Source organism: Pseudalgibacter alginicilyticus (assembly GCF_001310225.1).
GTDB lineage: Bacteria > Bacteroidota > Bacteroidia > Flavobacteriales > Flavobacteriaceae > Pseudalgibacter > Pseudalgibacter alginicilyticus.
The window spans coordinates 474,129-494,465 of the sequence record NZ_CP012898.1 but is presented as its reverse complement, the minus strand read 5'-3'; the positions used below and the strand labels follow the sequence as shown (position 1 = coordinate 494,465).

Here is a 20,337-nt window from a genome sequence, read left to right as displayed (position 1 = left end):
AGAGAAAATGACAACTACTTTTAAAATTATCGTTTTTTATTGCTGTTTGGGAATTAGTTTTTTTTCAAATGCTCAAACCTTAGATGTTTGGCTTCAAGGAACTGTTTCTAACAAAAATAAAACAACCAATAAAAAATTAAAAAACATATGGGTTTCTAATGGTGATACTCTTGTAAAAACAGACAAAAAAGGTTTTTTTAAAATCCCCGTAAAAAAGGGGCAAGTTCTTTTTCCTATACTTCCTTCAGGTTATGGTCATAGCAATACAAAAAAATGGTGGTATAACATCCCAAGTGATTTTGATAGCAATACCAAAATTGAAATAGATTTTGAACTACAAGAAATACAGGAAAAAAAAGCTTTTAAGTTTTTAGCTATAGGCGATATTCAAGTAGGAGATACTAATGAATTACTTCAAGCAACACAATCTATTTTAAAAGAATTACTAAATAGAAATGATTTCGAATTCAGTATTTATTTAGGAGATTTAGTAAATGATACTCCAGAGTTATTTTTACCATTAAAAAAATTAGTTGATGATATAAAACAACCATCATGGGTTGTATATGGAAATCACGATAGAAATTTTAATACAGATAAAAAAAATCAATCCAATCTTTTTAGAGATAATTTTGGACCAGACACCTATGCTTTTTTTCGTAATAATGTGCTATTCGTTTCTTTAAATAGTATAACACCTGAAGGAAAATATGGCTATAAAGGTATGTACCAAGACAATCAAATAACGTTTTTATCTCAATTGCTAAAAACAGTAGACCCAAATCAGCCCATCGTAATAAGCCAACACATTCCGTTTGTTAGTATGAAAAACAAACAGGATATTATAAATATTTTAAACCCTTTTAAAAACGTTTTATTTTTAACTGGACACACACATACTGCATTCCGTAATAATATTAAAATGCCTTCAGGAAATATAATTCATGAATTAACTGCAGGGGCTGTTTGTGGAAATTGGTGGACAGGTCAAAAAAACTGGGAAGGCATTCCTTTGTCTCTAATGAGCTGTGGAACTCCAAAAGGCTATTTTGAAATAGATTTTAACAACAACAATTACAGCATAAATTACAAAGGCATAGATTTACCTAATTCTAAACAATTTAGTGTCTGGTTAGGAGATTATAATGGTGAGCCTTTGTCGCCGTTATCAAAAACTAATGAGTTTTATGTAAATGTGTTTTCGGGTTCTGATAGTACTAAAGTGTCTATAAAACTATCCAATCAGGATATAATTTATTTAAAAAAAGAACGTATAACAGATCCTTTCGTAAATTATATTAAGCGCTCACAAAAAGAAGAAAAAAGTCCAGACAAAAACAGTAAAAAATCACCTTATTTAAGAACAAAATCACGCCATATTTGGAAAGGTGTTTTTCCAAATAATTTAGAAAAAGGGTATCATAAAATTGAAGTTTTAATTCAAGATCCCAAATTATTAGATATCAAACAATCCTTATGGATTTTAAAACCATAGAATTTTAAAAAATACCTGACTTTAATACCGTAATATGAGTACGTGTTAACTATAATTACGTTTATAAATTAAAAACACGAAATACTCAAATGTTAAATAGATTTTTTCTGAGTTTATTATGATTTTCAAATTGAAAAAAATGTCAAAATAGCGTATATTCGCATATAAAATATAAATTCAATTATGGAAAAATTACCAAAAGTAGCATTCCCTTTTATCATCGTTGCGGTGATACTTATTATTGTACTATCAAAATCAGCTGTAACTATTAATTCAGGTGAAGCTGGCGTGTTATTTAAAACCTTTGGAGAAGGTGTTGTTATTGATGAACCTGCCTTAGGTGAAGGGTTTCACATTGTAGCACCATGGAACAAAGTATTTGTTTATGAAGTGCGTCAACAAGAAATAACTGAAAAAATGAATGTGCTTTCATCAAACGGATTGGATATTAAATTAGAAGCCTCTGTTTGGTTTCAACCTGATTTTAAAAATATAGGAAAATTACATCAAGAAAAAAGTGAGATGTATAAAGAACGTGTTTTGTTGCCTGCAATTCGATCTGCCGCTAGAAGTGTAGTAGGACGATATACTCCAGAACAATTATATTCAAGTAAACGAGATGCTATTCAGCAAGAAATTTTTGAAGAAACAAAAAAAATTGTTGAAGATCAGTACATTCAATTAAATGAAGTATTGGTTCGAGATGTTACTTTACCTGCCACCATTAAAGATGCTATCGAGCGTAAATTAAAGCAAGAACAAGAATCTTTAGAATATGAATTTAGACTGATTACAGCAGATAAAGAAGCACAAAAACAAATTATTGAAGCTCAAGGTAAGGCTGATGCGAATAGAATTTTGAGTGCATCATTAAATAATATGATATTACAAGATAAAGGTATTGAGGCTACTATTAAATTAGCAGAATCACCAAATAGTAAAGTTATTGTTATTGGCTCAGGCGATAGTGGAATGCCCATTATTTTAGGAAATCAATAATTTATTCCTTTTTTATATAAATTTTACACAATTTGTTTGGAATTTTAAAGTTAAATTACAGATATTTGCATTGATTAAAAAAAGAAATGACTTTTATTCAAAAACATCATCATCATTTTCAAATCTGCGCTCAAGCGAAGTGAAAATGTATTGAATAAAATCAACATATATTTAAACCCGTTTGAGACAATCAAGCGGGTTTTTATTTTTTAAATCCAATAAGATTGTTTCAAACTCATAAAAACAACATAATGAGTAAATTAAGAATTGCAGTACAAAAATCAGGACGTTTAAATGAAGATTCCATGGCTATTTTAAAAGACATTGGTATCTATATTGATAATGGCAAAGACCAATTGAAAGCCTCTGCTAAAGGGTTTCCTGTTGAAGTTTTTTATTTAAGAAACGGTGATATTCCTCAATATTTAAAAGATGGCGTTGTAGACGCTGCTATTATTGGCGAAAATGTTTTAATTGAAAAAGGCAACGGTATTTCGGTTGTTGAAAAATTAGGTTTTTCAACTTGTAGAGTTTGTATTGCAATACCAAAATCTGCCAAATATTCTAAAATACAAGATTTAGAAGGTAAACGCATAGCCACTTCATATCCTAATACCGTTCAGGAATTTTTAGACAAAAACGGTGTAAATGCAAATCTACATATTATTAATGGGTCTGTTGAAATAGCGCCAAATATAGGGCTTGCAGATGCTATAGTTGACATTGTTTCCAGTGGAAGTACCCTTTTTAAAAACAACCTAAAAGAAGTTGAAACCATTTTAAAATCTGAAGCTGTTTTAGCTGTTTCTCCTGTATTAAGTGAAGAAAAACAAGCTATTTTAGATAAAATTCAATTTAGAATTCAATCGGTTTTAAAAGGTAGAGAGTCAAGATATATATTATTAAATGCCCCAAATGATAAAATTGAAAACATTATTAATGTTTTGCCAGGCATGAAAAGCCCAACAGTTTTACCATTGGCTCAAGAGGGTTGGAGTTCGGTACATTCTGTTATTAGTAAAAACCAATTTTGGGATGTTATTGACGAATTAAAAGCCAATGGCGCACAAGGTATTTTAGTATGCCCAATCGAAAAAATGGTACTCTAATTGTCAGCCAAAGCGAAGAATCTTACTAAACAGATTTAAAATGCAAATAATAAATAACCCTAATAAAAATGAGTGGTCAGCATTATTAAAAAGACCCACTCAAACGGTAAACGATATTGAAACTATCGTTAATCAGGTTTTTAGTGATGTTGAAAAAGAAGGAGATAAAGCAATTGCAAGTTATACGCAACGTTTTGACGGTGTTGAATTAAAAAACAATGTGGTAAATTTAAGTGAAATAGACAATGCTAATTTGAATGTTTCAGAAACACTTCAAGAGGCTATTAAACTTGCAAAACAAAACATTGAAGTATTTCATAACGCACAAAAAACAGATAGAGTAGAGATAGAAACGACAACAGGGGTATCCTGTTGGCAAGAAAAACGTCCAATTGAGAAAGTAGGATTATATATTCCAGGGGGTACAGCCCCTTTATTTTCAACCGTTTTAATGTTGGCCGTTCCTGCCCAAATTGCTGGTTGTAAAGAAATTGTTTTGTGTTCTCCACCAAATAAAGCGGGTCAATTAGCCCCAGAAATTTTGTTTGCTGCAAAATTATGTGGTGTTACTAAAATTATAAAAGTTGGAGGTATTCAAGCCATTGCTGGTTTAACCTTTGGAACAAAAACAATTCCCCAAGTTTATAAAATTTTCGGACCAGGAAATCAATTTGTTACGGTTGCTAAACAAATTGCAACTAAACACGGTGTAGCTATAGATATGCCTGCAGGCCCTAGTGAGTTATTGGTCGTTGCTGACGAAACAGGAAATGCATCCTATATAGCTTCTGATTTGTTAAGTCAGGCTGAACACGGAGCGGATAGTCAAGTTATTTTAGTGTCCACATCAAAAGCCATGATTGATTCTGTTTCAGAAGAAATAGAAAGGCAATTAAGTGTACTTCCTCGTAAAGCCATTGCAGAAAAAGCAATTACTAACTCTAAATTAATTTATGTTGAAAGTGATGCATTAGCACTTGATTTAATTAATGAATATGCCCCAGAGCATTTTATTATTTGCTGTAAAAACGAAGATTTTTATGTGAATGGTATTTGTAATGCAGGTTCTGTATTTATTGGTAATTACACGCCCGAAAGTGCAGGCGATTATGCTTCAGGTACCAATCATACCCTGCCAACCAATGGGTTTTCAAAAGCCTATTCTGGTGTAAACTTAGATAGTTTTATGAAAAGCATGACCTTTCAAAAAATAACTAAAGAAGGTTTAAAAAACATTGGTAAATCCATAGAATTAATGGCAGAAGCTGAAGGTTTACAAGCTCATAAAAATGCCGTTTCTATTAGACTAAAAGATATTAATTAAAAATTAAATGTTGGACTGAGCGTGTCGAAGTCCTTTTAAAAATGAAACAAAATTTCAATATAAGCAATCTGCTTCGCTCAAATATAAAGGCATTAAAACCGTATTCTTCAGCAAGAGATGAATTTCAGGGCGTAACAGGCAATATGGTTTTTTTGGACGCCAATGAAAATCCGTTTCAAAATGGCGTTAACAGATATCCAGATCCACAACAAAATAAAGTAAAAATGTTACTCTCTAAAATCAAAGGGGTTTCTACTAAAAATATCCTTTTAGGAAATGGGAGTGACGAGGTTTTAGATTTAATATTTAGAGCATTTTGCGAGCCTAACCAAGATAATATCATAACGCTTCCGCCTACTTACGGCATGTATGAGGTGTTGGCAAATATCAATGCTATCGACATTATTAAAGTGAATCTATCAGATAACTTCGAACCAAAAGTTGAAAGTGTTTTAGAAGCCGTAAAACCAAATAGTAAAATCTTGTTTTTATGCTCACCCAACAATCCATCAGGGAATAGTTTTAAGGCTTCTGATGTTGAAAAATTATTGAACAGTTTTAATGGTTTGGTGGTTATTGACGAAGCTTATATTGATTTTTCAAATGAAAAAAGTTGGTTGGAACGCTTGAATGAATTTCCTAACCTGATAATTACGCAAACCTTATCAAAAGCCTATGGTATGGCTGGAATAAGACTTGGAATTTGTTATGCTTCTGAAGAAATTATTTCTGTTTTAAATAGAATAAAGCCGCCTTATAATGTAAATGAACTAACGCAACTTAAAGCAATTGAAAGACTTGAAAAAGAAGAGGAAGTAGCCAATGAAATCAAGTCAATTATCGAACAGCGAACACTTTTAATTTCAAAATTAAAAACCATTGATTTTATTTCAGAAATATACCCTACAGATGCTAATTTTGTTTTGGTTAAAGTTGATGATGCTACAAAGCGTTACAATCAACTTATTGAAAAAGGTATTGTAATCAGAAATAGGACCACACAAGCTGGATGTGAAAACACATTACGTTTAACAGTTGGGACCGCAGATGAAAATAAAATATTAATAGATACCTTAAAATCTATATAATGAAAAAAGTATTATTTATAGATAGAGACGGCACTTTGGTTTTAGAGCCGCCTGTTGATTACCAATTGGATAGTCTTGAAAAATTAGAATTCTACCCTAAAGTTTTTCAATACATGGCTAAAATTGCTAATGAATTGGATTATGAGTTGGTTATGGTTACTAACCAAGATGGCTTGGGCACCGATTCTTTTCCTGAGAATACGTTTTGGCCAGCGCAAAATAAAATCATCAATGCTTTTGCTAAAGAAGGTGTTGAATTTCAGGAAATATTTATAGATAAAACGTTTCCCCATGAAAACGCAGAAACACGCAAACCAAGAACCGGTCTGTTGACAAAATATTTTTCTGAAGATTATGATTTAGCAAATTCTTATGTGTTAGGTGATAGAATCACAGATATGGAATTGGCTAAAAACTTAGGGGCTAAAGGTATTTATTTGTCCGAAGACCCAGAATTAGGAGCTGGTGAAATTGAAAGTTCTAAGCAAGAAATTATAAATAGTATTGTACTAACAAGCACGGATTGGGCAGAAATTTATGAGTTTTTAAAACTTGAAAATAGAGTTGAAGAAATCACCCGTAATACTAATGAAACCCAGATTTATATAAAATTAAATTTAGATGGTTCGGGCAAAAATGATATTGATACAGGCTTGTCGTTTTTCGACCATATGCTTGACCAGATTGGGCGTCATGGTGCTATGGATTTAACTGTAAAAGTGAATGGTGATTTAGAAGTTGACGAACATCACACCATTGAAGATACCATGATAGCTTTAGGAGAACTTTTCAATAAAGCATTAGGCAGTAAATTAGGCATAGAACGCTATGGATTTTGTTTACCAATGGATGATTGTTTAGCACAAGTTGCCGTTGATTTTGGAGGCAGAAATTGGCTGGAATGGGACGCTGAATTTAAACGTGAAAAAATTGGTGATATGCCAACTGAAATGTTTTACCACTTATTTAAATCCTTTACCGATGGAGCTAAGTGTAATTTAAATATAAAAGCAGAAGGCGTTAATGAGCATCATAAAATAGAAGGTATTTTTAAGGCATTTGCAAAAGCTATGAAAATGGCAGTGAAACGAGATGCCAACAAAATGTTTTTACCATCAACAAAAGGAATGTTGTAAAAAAGGCTATTAGCCTTTAGCTGTTTATTAATAGCTAAATGCCAATAGCTAAAAGCTGAAAAAAAATGAAATTAGTCATTATAAATTACGGAGCTGGAAACATTAAAAGCATTCAATTTGCTTTTAAACGAATGGGAATAGATGCCATTTTATCAAATAATCCTGAAGAAATTTTAGCTGCCGATAAAGTAATATTTCCAGGGGTAGGAGAAGCAAGTACAGCCATGAAAATGCTAAAGGAAAGCGGACTGGATGAATTGATTCCAAAACTTAAACAACCTGTTTTAGGAATCTGTTTGGGCATGCAATTACTTTGCGAGTATACCGAAGAAGGCAATACAAAAGGGCTTGGTATTTTTAACACCAAGGTAAAGCGATTTGAAAATGATGTGAAAGTACCACAAATGGGATGGAACGTTATTAAAGACCTAAAATCCGATTTATTTAAAGGCATCAAAGAAAACGAGTATATGTATTTAGTGCATAGTTATTATGCTGAGCACTGCCACCAAACCATAGCTAAAACAGATTATGGAATTAATTATGCTTCAGCTTTGCAACATGATAATTTTTATGGAGTACAATTTCACCCAGAAAAGAGTAGTTTAGCAGGAGCAAAAATATTAGAGAACTTTTTAGCCCTTTAAATTGTTATTTTGAATTTATTTCAGAATTTCAAAAAAAGTAAAAAATAAAGACAAACAACCAAAATAATGAGAATCATACCAGCCATAGATATTATAGAAGGAAAATGTGTTCGTTTAACAAAAGGCGATTACGGAACCAAAAAGATATATAATGAAAGTCCTTTAGAAGTCGCTAAAGCTTTTGAAGATTCTGGTATTGAATATTTACATTTAGTGGATTTGGATGGCGCCAAAGCTCAGCATATTGTCAACTATAAAGTGTTGGAACAAATTTCATCTAAAACCAATTTAAAAATTGATTTTGGAGGTGGTTTAAAGGCGGACGAAGATTTACACATTGCTTTCAATTCAGGAGCCAAACAAATTACGGGTGGTAGTATTGCTGTTAAAGACCAAAAAACATTTGAAGGATGGATTGCAAAATATGGTGCTTCTAAAATTATATTAGGAGCCGATAGTGATGCCGGAAAAGTATCTATTAGCGGTTGGATGGAAAAAAGTAAAGAAGATGTTATTCCTTTTATAAAAGCCTATCAAAAGAAAAGTATCAGGTATGTTATTTGTACTGATATTTCTAAAGATGGCATGCTTGAAGGACCATCGGTAGATTTATATAAAAAAATTATTGCAGAATGTAGTAACAGCAGTAGCGACCAATCCATAAAATTAATTGCTTCAGGAGGTATTTCTTGTATTGATGAATTGCCAGTCCTAAAGGACATAGGCTGTGAAGGAGTAATCATAGGAAAAGCTATTTATGAAGATAGAATCACCTTAAAGCAATTAGAGAAATTTGTGTAGATAACTTATTTTCTATTTCCACGAAGGTGGAGAATTAATTAAAAGACGTTAAAATTTCTGCCATTGCGGAAATGAAAAAAAAGATTTTTAAATGTTAACAAAACGAATCATTCCTTGTTTAGATGTAAAAAATGGACGTACCGTAAAAGGTGTTAATTTTGTAGACTTAAGAGATGCAGGAGACCCCGTGGAATTAGCAAAGCAATATGCTGATATTGGAGCAGATGAGTTGGTGTTTTTAGACATATCAGCCACACTTGAAGGAAGAGCAACCATGTTAGATATGGTGTTGCATGTGGCAGAACAGGTTAATATTCCTTTTACAGTGGGAGGTGGTATTTCATCCATAGAAGATGTGGATGCCCTTTTAAAATGTGGTGCTGATAAGGTGTCCATTAATTCTTCTGCTGTAAAACGACCCGAATTGATAAATGAGTTATCTGAAAAATTTGGAAGCCAATGTATTGTTGTGGCTATTGATGCCAAACAAATTGATGGCCAATGGAAAGTACATTTAGCTGGCGGAAGTATTCCTACAGACATCGATTTATTTGAATGGGCTAAAGAAGTTGAAGAACGAGGTGCTGGTGAAATTTTATTTACATCTATGGACCACGATGGTACAAAAAACGGTTTTGCTAACAATGCCTTAGCTAAATTATCAAAACTGATTAATATTCCAATTATAGCGTCAGGAGGCGCCGGAAATGTTCAACATTTTGTAAATACCTTTAAAGAAGGAAAAGCAGATGCTGCGTTGGCTGCTAGTGTATTTCATTTTGGAGAAATTCCTATTCCGAAACTGAAACAAGAATTAAAAAACAATAACATCGAAATACGACTTTAGTCGTTTTGCTGAACTGTTTTCAGCATCATATAAAAATAAATTATGACTATTAAATACGATACAAACGGATTGGTTCCTGCAATCATTCAAGATGCCATTACCAAAAATGTTTTGATGCTCGGTTATATGAATGAAGCCGCTTACAACAAAACACTGGAAACAAAAAAGGTTACCTTTTTTAGCAGAAGCAAACAGCGATTATGGACTAAAGGAGAAGAAAGCGGTAATTTTTTGAATCTTGTTGATATAAAAAATGATTGTGATAATGATAGCTTATTGATTCAAGTAAATCCAGTAGGACCAACTTGCCATAAAGGAACGGACAACTGTTGGGGTGAAGAAAACAACTCAAATTATGGGTTCTTTTCAACGTTAGAAAATGTAATTTCAGAACGTGTTGCCAATAAAGACACTAGCAAATCATATGTGGCGAGTCTCTTTTCAAAAGGCATAAATAAAGTAGCTCAAAAAGTAGGCGAGGAGGCTGTTGAGACGGTTATCGAAGCCATGGACAACAACGATGAATTATTTTTGTATGAATCAGCAGATTTGCTATTTCATTATTTAATGCTATTACAAGCCAAAGGTTTTACTTTAAAGGATATTGAAAAAGAATTAAAAGGAAGACATAAGTAATCTTTTTTTTAGTTTTCATCGTAAATTGTTTTATATAATCTACGCAATTATGACAATCTACGCTATAAAAAAATTGACAGTACTATGTAGTGCTGTTTTTTTTGTTTTTTCATGTTTAGAAGATTCTGATGATTCAGACATTTATGTCAAGACACCTTTAAGTGCTACCGATTCTAATAATCCGAATCCTTTTTCTGGAGCAATGCAAGCTATAGATAGGATGCCTTACAGTGAGATTCCTACTTCAAAATATTGCATAGAATTAGAGAGGTGGGATATTCCTAATAACAATTCAAATCCCGTTAAAACAACAGATAATCTTCAACTCGCTATAGATTGGGCTGTTTCAGAGGGCTATGGACAAATTTGTCTTCCCGAAGGACATTATTTAATTGGTAAATATGGAAATGATATATATCAAGGAGGCCTTGTTCTTAAAAGCAATATGGCTTTGTTGCTAGATGAAAATGCTATTATAGAGATGGCTCCAAATAATAAATGGAACTATTGTGCTATAGCGGTACGTGGGCAATCTCATGTTGTTATTTCTGGGGGTACCATTCTTGGAGATAGAGATAATCATGAAAATACACCTCGAGAGAGTGACGGTTCAACCTCTCACGATGAAGGTCATTTAATCTGTATAGAAGGTGAAAGTCAATTTGTAACAGTAGAAAATGTGATTTTAGGAAAAGCTAACGGCGATGGTATTTTAATGGTTGGTAGTCCTAAAACAGAAAGTGAACAAAAACTTAAAAATATCACGATTAGACGCAATAACTTTTCGGACAATAGAAGGCAAGGAATTTCATTAGTTGGCAGCTCTGAGGTACTGATTGAAGATAATGAAATTCATCATACTGAAGGAGTGTCACCTCAATTTGGAATTGATCTAGAAGGTGCAGGACGCTTAAACCAAAATATAACCATTAAAAATAATTACTTTCATCATAACAGAGGTGGAGATATTGTAAATACTGATGGTAAAAATATTCTATTCGAAAATAATATTTTAACTCAAGGTGAAGATAGCGAATACATTGACGGTCCGATTGTTTACTGGAAAAATGCAGATTGGACGATAAGAAACAATAGCATAACCATGCGCACTGTTTCTGTTAACAACTGGAATGGCATCATTATGTATTCCAACGCTAACGATAAAACAAATCCCGCAACTACCTATATATATGGAAACACATTAAACAATTGTGGTATGTATATGTACAAAGGAGCAGATTTAGAAATTAGAGATAACATCATGGCTAATGGACATTTGGCATTTAAAGAAATGACAAATCTAACATTAAAAAACAATCATGTTACCCATGAAAATACATGTTGGGCTTATCGCTTTTTAGAAGTAAGTGGAACGGCTTCAGGAAATACTTATAACGGTGAAGCCTTTAATATTCCATTACAGCCCAATACTTCATGGAATGGCTGTTGGATAAACTAAGTGTAGCAATATAAAAAGTATAAAAGGCAGGTTTGTCTTTATCAAATATGAATATTTATAAAAGCGTTTCACTAAATTGTGAAACGCTTTTTTTATCTTTGCGTTCTGTGTTTTTTGGGTTTTGATTAAAAAAATAGCCTAAAAATAAGTTTCGATTATGAGTAAAAAGAAAATAGAGATCATGGATACGACATTGCGTGATGGTGAACAAACCTCAGGTGTGTCGTTTTCAGCTTCTGAAAAACTAACAATAGCTAAACTTTTATTAGAAGAACTTAAAGTAGATCGCATAGAAATTGCTTCTGCCAGAGTTTCTGAAGGAGAATTTCAAGCAGTTAAAGATGTTACAAATTGGGCTTTAGAAAACAACTATTTAGATAAAGTAGAAGTGCTAACTTTTGTTGATAAAGGCGTATCTATCGATTGGATGTTAAAGGCAGGTGCCAAAGTTCAAAACTTACTAACCAAAGGCTCATTAAATCATTTAACTTACCAGTTAAAAAAAACATCTAATCAGCACTTTAAAGAAATATCGGAAGCTATTTTATTAGCGAAAAAGAATGACATTGAAACCAATATCTATTTAGAAGATTGGAGCAATGGAATGCGCAATTCTAAAGCTTATGTTTTTGAGTTTTTAGAGTTTTTGAAAACACAAAATATTAAGCGCATTATGCTTCCTGACACTTTAGGTGTTTTAACACCTGAAGAATCTTATAATTTTTTAAAAGAAATCAAAGATAAATATCCTAACCTGCATTTTGATTTTCATGCTCACAATGATTATGATTTAGGGGTGGCTAATGTAATTGCAGGTGTAAAAGCTGGAGCAGATGGTTTACACTTAACTGTGAATGGTATGGGTGAGCGTGCTGGAAATGCACCAATGGCAAGTACTGTGGCAGTAATTAATGATTTTATGCCTGAAATTGAAATAGGTGTCAATGAAAAGGTTTTGTATACAGTTAGCAAATTGGTTGAAAATTTTTCAGGCGTAATGATTCCCGCAAATAAACCCATTATTGGAGCCAATGTATTTACACAAACGGCAGGAATTCATGCTGATGGCGACAATAAAAAAAATCTATATTTCAGTAATCTTTTACCTGAACGTTTTGGAAGAACCCGTAAATATGCCTTAGGTAAAGCATCAGGGAAAGCTAATATTCAAAAAAATTTACAAGAATTAGGACTTCAACTTGATGATGAGGATTTAAAAAAGGTTACCAAACGCATCATTGAGTTAGGAGATAAAAAACAGGTATTATCTAAAGAAGATTTACCTTATATTATTTCAGATGTATTAGATTATACCTATGATGAAAAGGTAAAAGTTAATTCTTACGTGTTAACACATGCTAAGGGACTAAAACCAACCACTTCTGTTTCTATTACTATTAACGATGAAACTTTTGAGGAAAACTGTCAAGGTGATGGTCAGTTTGATGCTTTTATGAATGCTATTAGAAATGTATTTAAAAGTAAAAAAATGATATTACCTGATTTGATAGATTATGCCGTTAGAATTCCGCCTGGTAGTCGTTCAGATGCCTTGTGTGAAACAATTATTACTTGGAAAAACGGCGAAAAACAATTTAAAACACGTGGATTGGATTCTGATCAAACAGTTTCAGCGATAAAAGCCACTGAAAAAATGCTGAATATTATTATTAATTAAAGTCAAAATAAAATATAAACAAAAGCTTTAGTTCTCATAATTAATGACCCCATGAAGGCTCAAAAGAGTTTAATAATAATTACATAAAATATTATAAATTAAAGACTAAAAATAAGAAAATGAAATTTAACATCGCAGTTTTAGCAGGTGACGGTATTGGACCTGAAGTAATGGAGCAAGCACAAAAAGTAAGTGAAGCAGTTGCTCAAAAATTTGGACATGAAATAACTTGGAAACCAGCTTTAACTGGTGCCGCAGCAATTGATGCTGTAGGAGAACCTTACCCAGATTCTACACACGAAGTTTGTTTAGCTTCAGATGCTGTTTTATTTGGTGCTATTGGTTTGCCAAGGTTTGATAATGATCCTTCTGCTCCTGTACGACCTGAACAAGGTTTACTTAAAATGCGTAAAAAATTAGGTTTATTTGCTAATTTACGACCAACTTTTACATTCCCTTCATTATTGGATAAATCTCCACTAAAAAGAGAGCGTATTGAAGGTACAGATTTAGTGTTTTTTAGAGAATTAACTGGAGGTATCTATTTTGGGGAGAAGGGTAGAAGAGAAGGAGGAGAAACCGCTTTTGATAATTGTGTTTATACACGTGCTGAAGTACAGCGTTTAGCAAAAAAAGGGTTTGAATTGGCTATGACACGTTCTAAAAGATTGTGTTGTGTAGATAAAGCCAATGTTTTAGAAACCTCAAGATTATGGAGAGAAACAGTTCAGGCTATGGAAAAAGACTATCCAGAGGTTGAAGTTTCTTATGAATTGGTGGATGCAGTAGCAATGCGCTTGGTTCAATGGCCAAACTCTTATGATGTATTGATTACGGAAAACTTATTTGGTGATATATTAACAGATGAAGCATCTGTTATTTCTGGATCTATGGGACTGATGCCCTCAGCATCTATGGGATCGGATATTGCTTTATTTGAGCCTATACACGGGTCGTACCCACAAGCAACCGGATTAAATATTGCAAACCCAATGGCAATGGTTTTATCAGCAGCTATGATGTTTGAGATTGCTTTTAGTTTACCAGAAGAAGGAAAAGCTATTAGAGATGCAGTGAATAAAGCATTAGCTGAAGGTATTGTTACTGAAGATTTAGCTGAAGGCGGAAAAGCTTACGGTACTAAAGAAGTAGGAGACTGGTTAGCTGCAAATATATAGTCAGTACCATTTACTAATAATTTTAAGGCGTGCATTCAAAAAATTGAATGTACGCCTTTTTTTATGTTCCATAATATTGTTTATTCAAACTATAAAACATCAAAACAATAAATTCATTTATAGCACTTAAAATATTGTGAAACAAAAGTGTAAATAGTATTTTTAAGACTTATTTATTTTTAAACCTTTTTCATGAAAAAATCAATACTTATAACATTATCACTGATGTTGTGTTTATTATGCACCTCAAACTATGCACAGTCAAAACGCAAAAAAAACCAAAAAGTTGAAGCAGAAATAGCAAAGCCAACAATCAAAAAAAAAGAAGATAAAATAAAAGCTTACAACACAGTTATTACTAAGGATGCTATTACTGATGAAGGCTTATTTAAAACACATCAAATTGGAGAATCTTTTTTTTATGAAATCCCAATCCAACATTTAGGAAAAGATATGCTTTTGGTAAGTAGAATTTCTAAACTTCCAACTAATTTGGGTGGGGGTTATATTAATGCAGGTACTAAAACAAATACACGCTTAGTCACTTGGGAGCGTTTTCAGAATAAAATATTAATTAAAGAGAAATCATACAATTCAGTGGCTAATGAAGAATTGCCGATTCATATTTCTGTTAAATCAAATAATTACGAACCAACATTACACGCTTTTGATATCAGTGCTTTTAGTAAAGATTCTACAGCTATAGTTATTGATGTCACTAAATTCTATACAACTGATGTTAAAGCTATAAGTGGATTGTCTTCCAAATTACGCTCAGATTATAAAGTAAAAAATTTAGATGGGTCTCGAAGTTTCATAAACACTGTTAAAAGCTTTCCTCAAAACATAGAAGTTATACAAGATATGACATACAATGCTTCTGCTCCACCATCTTTTAAAAGCACGGAATCTATTAGTATTCAAATGAATCAATCTATGATTTTGTTACCAGAAAAACCAATGCAAAAGCGTTTTGCAGATAAACGAGTGGGTTGGTTTACTTTTAATAATATTGATTATAGTAGTAAGGCATTAAAATCAGACACAAAAACATACATTAGGAAATGGCGTTTAGAACCTAAAGACCCTGTAGCATACGCCAGAGGAGAGCTGGTTGAGCCCATAAAACCTATTATATATTATTTAGATCCAGCTACACCTGAAAGTTTACGGAAATATATTAAAGCGGGTGTAGAACTTTGGCAAAAACCCTTTGAAAAAGCAGGGTTTAAAAACGCTATTATAGCAAAAGACCCACCCTCAAAAGAGGAAGATCCAGAATTTAGTCCAGAAGATATTCGATATTCTGTAATTAGATATGTAGCAAGCACAACACGAAATGCCGTTGGGCCAAGTGTTTCAGACCCACGAACAGGTGAAATTATTGAAAGTGATATTATCTGGTATCACAATCACCTGCGCTCTTACAGAAACCGTTATTTATTAGAAACTGGTGCAGCAAATCCTGCTGCCAGAACTTTAAATACTTCAGAAGAGGATATTGGAGAAATGATGAAAATGGTTATTGCACATGAAGTTGGTCATACCTTAGGCTTACCACATAATATGAGCGCTAGTAAAGCTTATGATGTTGAAAGCTATAGAAATGGAGCGTTTACACAAAAAAACGGTATTGCATCTACCATTATGGACTATGCGCGTTATAATTATATAGCACAACCTGGTGATGAAAACATTCGTTTTATTAGACAATTAGGACCTTATGATGATTACGCTATTAACTGGGGCTACAGACTTATTCCTAGCGCCGATACCCCAGAAAAAGAACTGACAACTTTAGATGCTTGGATTCTTGAAAAAGCAGGTGACCCAAGGTACGCTTTCGGAAAACAAGGAAACCGTTTTAATCCTAAATCACAAACAGAAGATATTGGAAATGACGCGATAAAAGCCAGTGATTATGGACTTAAAAATTTAAAATATGTTTCAGAATATTTACCAGAATGGACTAGTGATGTCACTAATGATTACGATGATTTAGAAGAGTTATATGGAGAGCTATTAGGAGTTTGGAGACGCTATATAGGACATGTTTTGACAAATGTTTCTGGTGTACATGAAAATTTAATCAATCCTAATCAAGGTGGTGTTTCCTATCAGGCTGTTCCTAAAACCATACAAAAGGCTTCAGTGCAATGGTTACATAAAAATGCTTTTAGCACCCCTAATTGGCTGATAAAAAAAGAATTATTAACTCAAATAGATTATGCTGGTTACACATCAAGATTAGGTAGTTACCAAAACAGTTTTTTAAATAAATTATTAGATTTTGAAACACTATTGCGTTTAATTGACCATGAAACAATTGATACTGCTAATTATTCGGCTTTAGAACTATTACAAGACGTTAGAAAGGGTATTTGGATAGAAGCCAACGTCACAAAAAATGTTGATATTTATCGTCGTAATTTACAACGTGCCTATATTGAGCGCATGGCGTATTTAATGACTAAAAGTTCTGATGTAAGAGCATTGGCTAGAGGTGAATTATCCGTATTAAAAAACACTGTAAAAAATGCATCGTATCGTGCAACAAACACGTCTACAAAGTATCACTATAAAGATTGTTTAGAACGCATTAACACCATTTTAGACCCTAAATAATCACTTTTTTATTTTGATAGAACATTAATAAAAAAGCGTGAATCCATTTTTAGATTCACGCTTTTTTATGTTTTAAAGCAATTATTTCAACTATTTTTTAATAACTAATTTTTGTAATGAACCATTGGCGTTGTTTACTGCATTTATAAAATACAAGCCTTCTTTTAAATCGCCCACATACATACTAACTTCTGTATGGGATTGGGCTTTTATAGTTTTTACTATTTGACCTAACTGATTAATAATTTGGAAATCACCATCAAAACCAGATTTTATATAGACATTTTCAGAACCCGGATTTGGATATATTGAAAAATTAGATTTGCTTTCAACATCATTTGTATTTAATGACGTATCAATAATGACACCAGTAGTGTCTCCAACACTATTTAAAACTAATGCAACAGCATTTAAAGCTGCATCTAATAAAGTGCCTCCGTTTGCAGATAATGTTTCTACAGTAATGCCATCAGTGTCTAAGTCTCCAGCCTGAACAGTATATCTAAATAGTAAATCACTCGTTCCACTACCACTTACATAAATAGCTTGTTGTGTTGCGGCTCCAACTGTAATTGACAATTGAGGTATGCCCCCAGCTGTTGATACTGTTATGTTTTTCGAAAAGCTAACTGTAAATTCTAAGTTTTCTCCAGCAGTATAGGTATCAGCCGCTGGAACTAATACACTTGTTACTGTAGCTAAAACAGCATCCACCAAAACATCAACCGTAGATCCAACATTAACTAAAGTTAGTATTGCAACATCAAAACCAACATCTAGTAATGTACCTCCGTTTGTAGATAATGTTCCTACAGTAATGCCATCAGTATCCAAGTCACCAGCCTGAACAGTATATCTAAACAATAAATCAGTGGTTCCACTACCACTCACATAAATAGCTTGTTGTGTTGTGGCTCCAACTGAGATTGATAATTGTGGCGTTCCTAAAGTTGTGGAGACCAAAATAGGAACATCAAATTTAATGGTGAAATCCAAATTTTCTCCAGCAACATACGTATTATTAGCAGGAACTAAAACACTTGTTACTACTTGAGCATTCATTTGTTTTGGAAAAACAAATAAAACAATTAATAAAAGATAGAAGTAATTTTTTTTCATAGCATTTTTATTTTTATATTAAATAACTTACTTAAATGTAATCTTTTAAATCTTATAAATAAAGAAAAAGACTATTTATATTGTAATAAAATAAGTTTAATCGGTTTATTTAACGTTTAATCGGTTTTCAGTACCTAAGAACATGACTAAAACTTATAAGTTTGAACCGTAAAGATTTATTTTATAGTCTCACAGCAATAATGGTGTTGTTTTTAATAAAAAAAAGCGTGAATTTGCATAAAATTCACGCTTTTGTATTTTAAAAATATTTAAATAATACTTGTAATAACTAATTCTTAATTATTAATTTTTGTAATGCTGTATTAGTAGATTTTACAAAGTATAGCCCTGCACTCAAGTTACCAACATAAACACTAGTAACTACATTGGCATTTACTTTTATAGTTTTTACGGTTTGACCTAATTGATTAATAATTTGGAAATCACCATCAAAACTTGACTTTATATATATATTTTCAGAACCCGGATTTGGATATATTGAAAATTTTGATTGTTTTTCAATATTATCAATCGCTAAAGGCGCATTAACAAAAACGTTTGATGTGTCCTCTACATTATTCAATGTCAATGCGATATCATTACTATCGCCATCTTGCAATGTTCCTCCATTTACATCTAAAGAATTTATTGTAATCCCATCAGTGTCTAAATCACCCGCTTGAATAACATAACGAAACAACAACGAACTCGTTCCTGTACCACTCAAATAAACAGCTTGATGAATGGTACTGCCAATAGTAATTGCGAGCTGTGGAGCTCCAGTAACAATTACATTTTTATCAAAATTAACAGTAAAATCCAAATTGTTTCCTGCCACATAAGTGCCACTAGCTGGAACATTCACACTAGTAACATCTATTACAAGACCAGTATGGATAAAAAACTGACCACCACCATTAACATCACTTGATAATGTTACGGTATAATCCGTTTCAGATAAATTTGTAAAAACACCATTGGTGCGGTCTTCTAAATAAACATCTTGACCTACAGCTAAATCAAAGCTATCTGCAGAGAAGGTAATTTCATCTCCACTAGCACCAATTAAACCAACAGGTATTACTGTAGTTTCTATATTTGTATCTGGCAAAGCTTGAATGATTAAATCATCATTACTACCATCAACAGTTTTAGTAAATACAGCTAAAGTAACCTCAGGATCATTAGAATTAAAACCTAAACCAGGTAATTCACCTTTAAACATTTTAGAATCATAACCATTATCAAATCCTGTTGTTTTTCCCGATAAGTAAAAAACTTTTGTTGAAGTTTTAGTACCTCCACGTTCTACAAATAATTCAATATTAGCTGTTACATTACTTACTGAAGTCTGATGCGAAGCATTAGAAATTGAAAAAGCTAAATTTCCATTAGCTTTAGCTTCTACAAAAAAAGCTTGTCCTGGTGCTATTGCAATAGGGTTCAAATTGTTATGTGCTTCAAACACACTGCCATTCCATACCCAAATGGTTTCTTCTGCTAATATAGAAGAGTTGTTTGTAATTAAGGTCGATGAATTGACATAAGCTGTATATGGATTGCCTATTAAATTGTAATTATTTCTAGACCCTAAAGTTATTATTTTATTAAAGTCTGTAGTAGTCATCAATCCTGTAAAAGACATACTGCCTGGGCTTGCTAATTTTACTGATATCCCAATACCATTTGCAATACTACCAGATGAAATACTTGTAGAGTAAATCCAAGGATATCCTATTGTATTACTATAAAATGCCAATCCTACATTTGTAGTAAAAGTATCTAATAAATGATTTGAAATGATGTCTTGAATAGTTTCTCCTGTAACAGGAAGAGCTACTAAATTCCAATCGGAAGTTGGAATATCTACAGTATAGGTTACAGTACCTGTAACTGAACTTGATGGTATAAAAGAAGCACCTGACTGCAGCGTTAAACTATTAAATGTAACGGAAAAACCTGCCGTAGGGTAGTTAATTAAACCATTGGGAATTATAATATCATCAGTAATAGAAGGGATGGTATTTGTATCCCAATTATTAGCTTCATGCCAATTGGTATTAAGAGCTCCTGTCCAGGTTGCAGTTTGTCCGTATACCTGACTAGCTAAAATAAATATAGCAATTATTAAAAAGTTAAGGTAGAATTTTTTCATGATATTTGGGTATTGTAGGTTAAAACAATTACCTCAAAACT

The 20,337-nt window shown here is 32.6% G+C and carries 16 protein-coding genes; 14 read left to right on the top strand and 2 right to left on the bottom strand.

What is annotated here, in order from left to right:
• The first annotated feature begins 7 nt into the window (after positions 1-7).
• The 14 genes from APS56_RS01960 to APS56_RS01895 all read left to right on the top strand — a co-directional run bounded on the left by APS56_RS01960 (position 8) and on the right by APS56_RS01895 (position 17,022).
• Positions 8-1,495, top strand: a complete 1,488-nt coding sequence (locus APS56_RS01960; protein WP_054724278.1) for a calcineurin-like phosphoesterase C-terminal domain-containing protein — start codon at positions 8-10, stop codon at positions 1,493-1,495.
• Positions 1,496-1,678: 183 nt separating this feature from the next.
• Entirely contained in the window at positions 1,679-2,494 is an 816-nt protein-coding gene (locus APS56_RS01955; RefSeq protein ID WP_054724275.1) for a prohibitin family protein, read from the top strand.
• Between the two features lie 251 nt (positions 2,495-2,745).
• Positions 2,746-3,603 (top strand): ATP phosphoribosyltransferase, encoded by an 858-nt coding sequence (gene hisG / locus APS56_RS01950; protein WP_054724272.1) that lies wholly within the window; start codon positions 2,746-2,748, stop codon positions 3,601-3,603.
• A gap of 40 nt (positions 3,604-3,643) precedes the next feature.
• Positions 3,644-4,927, top strand: a complete 1,284-nt coding sequence (hisD, locus tag APS56_RS01945; protein WP_054724270.1) for a histidinol dehydrogenase — start codon at positions 3,644-3,646, stop codon at positions 4,925-4,927.
• 41 nt (positions 4,928-4,968) lie between these two features.
• A complete protein-coding gene (hisC, locus tag APS56_RS01940) occupies positions 4,969-6,015 on the top strand; it encodes a histidinol-phosphate transaminase (protein WP_054724268.1) in 1,047 nt (348 codons plus the stop codon).
• On the top strand, positions 6,015-7,151 hold the full coding sequence (gene hisB, locus APS56_RS01935; RefSeq protein WP_054724266.1) for a bifunctional histidinol-phosphatase/imidazoleglycerol-phosphate dehydratase HisB: 1,137 nt from the start codon (positions 6,015-6,017) through the stop codon (positions 7,149-7,151). The genes hisC and hisB overlap by 1 nt, the downstream gene beginning before the upstream one ends.
• Positions 7,152-7,216: 65 nt before the next feature.
• Positions 7,217-7,798, top strand: a complete 582-nt coding sequence (gene hisH, locus APS56_RS01930; protein WP_054724264.1) for an imidazole glycerol phosphate synthase subunit HisH — start codon at positions 7,217-7,219, stop codon at positions 7,796-7,798.
• Between the two features lie 66 nt (positions 7,799-7,864).
• Positions 7,865-8,599 carry a 1-(5-phosphoribosyl)-5-[(5-phosphoribosylamino)methylideneamino]imidazole-4-carboxamide isomerase gene (hisA, locus tag APS56_RS01925; protein WP_054724262.1) on the top strand — a complete coding sequence of 245 codons (735 nt, stop codon included), beginning with the start codon at positions 7,865-7,867 and terminating at the stop codon, positions 8,597-8,599.
• Positions 8,600-8,690: 91 nt separating this feature from the next.
• Positions 8,691-9,446 carry an imidazole glycerol phosphate synthase subunit HisF gene (hisF, locus tag APS56_RS01920; RefSeq protein WP_054724260.1) on the top strand — a complete coding sequence of 252 codons (756 nt, stop codon included), beginning with the start codon at positions 8,691-8,693 and terminating at the stop codon, positions 9,444-9,446.
• Between the two features lie 42 nt (positions 9,447-9,488).
• Positions 9,489-10,082 carry a bifunctional phosphoribosyl-AMP cyclohydrolase/phosphoribosyl-ATP diphosphatase HisIE gene (hisIE, locus tag APS56_RS01915; protein ID WP_054724258.1) on the top strand — a complete coding sequence of 198 codons (594 nt, stop codon included), beginning with the start codon at positions 9,489-9,491 and terminating at the stop codon, positions 10,080-10,082.
• Positions 10,083-10,131: 49 nt separating this feature from the next.
• Positions 10,132-11,541 carry a right-handed parallel beta-helix repeat-containing protein gene (locus APS56_RS01910; protein ID WP_054724256.1) on the top strand — a complete coding sequence of 470 codons (1,410 nt, stop codon included), beginning with the start codon at positions 10,132-10,134 and terminating at the stop codon, positions 11,539-11,541.
• 157 nt (positions 11,542-11,698) lie between these two features.
• Positions 11,699-13,219, top strand: coding sequence for an alpha-isopropylmalate synthase regulatory domain-containing protein (locus APS56_RS01905; RefSeq protein ID WP_054724254.1), 1,521 nt, complete (start codon positions 11,699-11,701; stop codon positions 13,217-13,219).
• 119 nt (positions 13,220-13,338) lie between these two features.
• Positions 13,339-14,397, top strand: coding sequence for a 3-isopropylmalate dehydrogenase (gene leuB, locus APS56_RS01900; RefSeq protein WP_054724252.1), 1,059 nt, complete (start codon positions 13,339-13,341; stop codon positions 14,395-14,397).
• Between the two features lie 192 nt (positions 14,398-14,589).
• The gene (locus APS56_RS01895; RefSeq protein WP_054724250.1) at positions 14,590-17,022 is read left to right on the top strand and encodes a zinc-dependent metalloprotease; all 2,433 of its coding nucleotides are present in this window, start codon (positions 14,590-14,592) and stop codon (positions 17,020-17,022) included.
• Between the two features lie 90 nt (positions 17,023-17,112).
• Here APS56_RS01895 and APS56_RS01890 read toward each other — a convergent pair whose 3' ends face one another.
• Complete coding sequence (locus APS56_RS01890; RefSeq protein ID WP_054724248.1) at positions 17,113-18,141, bottom strand: T9SS type A sorting domain-containing protein; 1,029 nt, start codon at positions 18,139-18,141, stop codon at positions 17,113-17,115.
• A 289-nt stretch (positions 18,142-18,430) separates the two neighbouring features.
• Positions 18,431-20,296 (bottom strand): T9SS type A sorting domain-containing protein, encoded by a 1,866-nt coding sequence (locus APS56_RS01885; protein WP_054724246.1) that lies wholly within the window; start codon positions 20,294-20,296, stop codon positions 18,431-18,433.
• Between the last annotated feature and the right edge of the window lie 41 nt (positions 20,297-20,337).

Excerpts from the sequence above, each read along its gene's own strand:
- APS56_RS01960 (WP_054724278.1), top strand. The coding sequence starts at position 8 with ATGACAACTACTTTTAAAATTATCGTTTTTTATTGCTGTTTGGGAATT.
- APS56_RS01955 (WP_054724275.1), top strand. The coding sequence starts at position 1,679 with ATGGAAAAATTACCAAAAGTAGCATTCCCTTTTATCATCGTTGCGGTG.
- hisG (WP_054724272.1), top strand. The coding sequence starts at position 2,746 with ATGAGTAAATTAAGAATTGCAGTACAAAAATCAGGACGTTTAAATGAA.
- hisD (WP_054724270.1), top strand. The coding sequence starts at position 3,644 with ATGCAAATAATAAATAACCCTAATAAAAATGAGTGGTCAGCATTATTA.
- hisC (WP_054724268.1), top strand. The coding sequence starts at position 4,969 with ATGAAACAAAATTTCAATATAAGCAATCTGCTTCGCTCAAATATAAAG.
- hisB (WP_054724266.1), top strand. The coding sequence starts at position 6,015 with ATGAAAAAAGTATTATTTATAGATAGAGACGGCACTTTGGTTTTAGAG.
- hisH (WP_054724264.1), top strand. The coding sequence starts at position 7,217 with ATGAAATTAGTCATTATAAATTACGGAGCTGGAAACATTAAAAGCATT.
- hisA (WP_054724262.1), top strand. The coding sequence starts at position 7,865 with ATGAGAATCATACCAGCCATAGATATTATAGAAGGAAAATGTGTTCGT.
- hisF (WP_054724260.1), top strand. The coding sequence starts at position 8,691 with ATGTTAACAAAACGAATCATTCCTTGTTTAGATGTAAAAAATGGACGT.
- hisIE (WP_054724258.1), top strand. The coding sequence starts at position 9,489 with ATGACTATTAAATACGATACAAACGGATTGGTTCCTGCAATCATTCAA.
- APS56_RS01910 (WP_054724256.1), top strand. The coding sequence starts at position 10,132 with ATGACAATCTACGCTATAAAAAAATTGACAGTACTATGTAGTGCTGTT.
- APS56_RS01905 (WP_054724254.1), top strand. The coding sequence starts at position 11,699 with ATGAGTAAAAAGAAAATAGAGATCATGGATACGACATTGCGTGATGGT.
- leuB (WP_054724252.1), top strand. The coding sequence starts at position 13,339 with ATGAAATTTAACATCGCAGTTTTAGCAGGTGACGGTATTGGACCTGAA.
- APS56_RS01895 (WP_054724250.1), top strand. The coding sequence starts at position 14,590 with ATGAAAAAATCAATACTTATAACATTATCACTGATGTTGTGTTTATTA.
- APS56_RS01890 (WP_054724248.1), bottom strand. The coding sequence starts at position 18,141 with ATGAAAAAAAATTACTTCTATCTTTTATTAATTGTTTTATTTGTTTTT.
- APS56_RS01885 (WP_054724246.1), bottom strand. The coding sequence starts at position 20,296 with ATGAAAAAATTCTACCTTAACTTTTTAATAATTGCTATATTTATTTTA.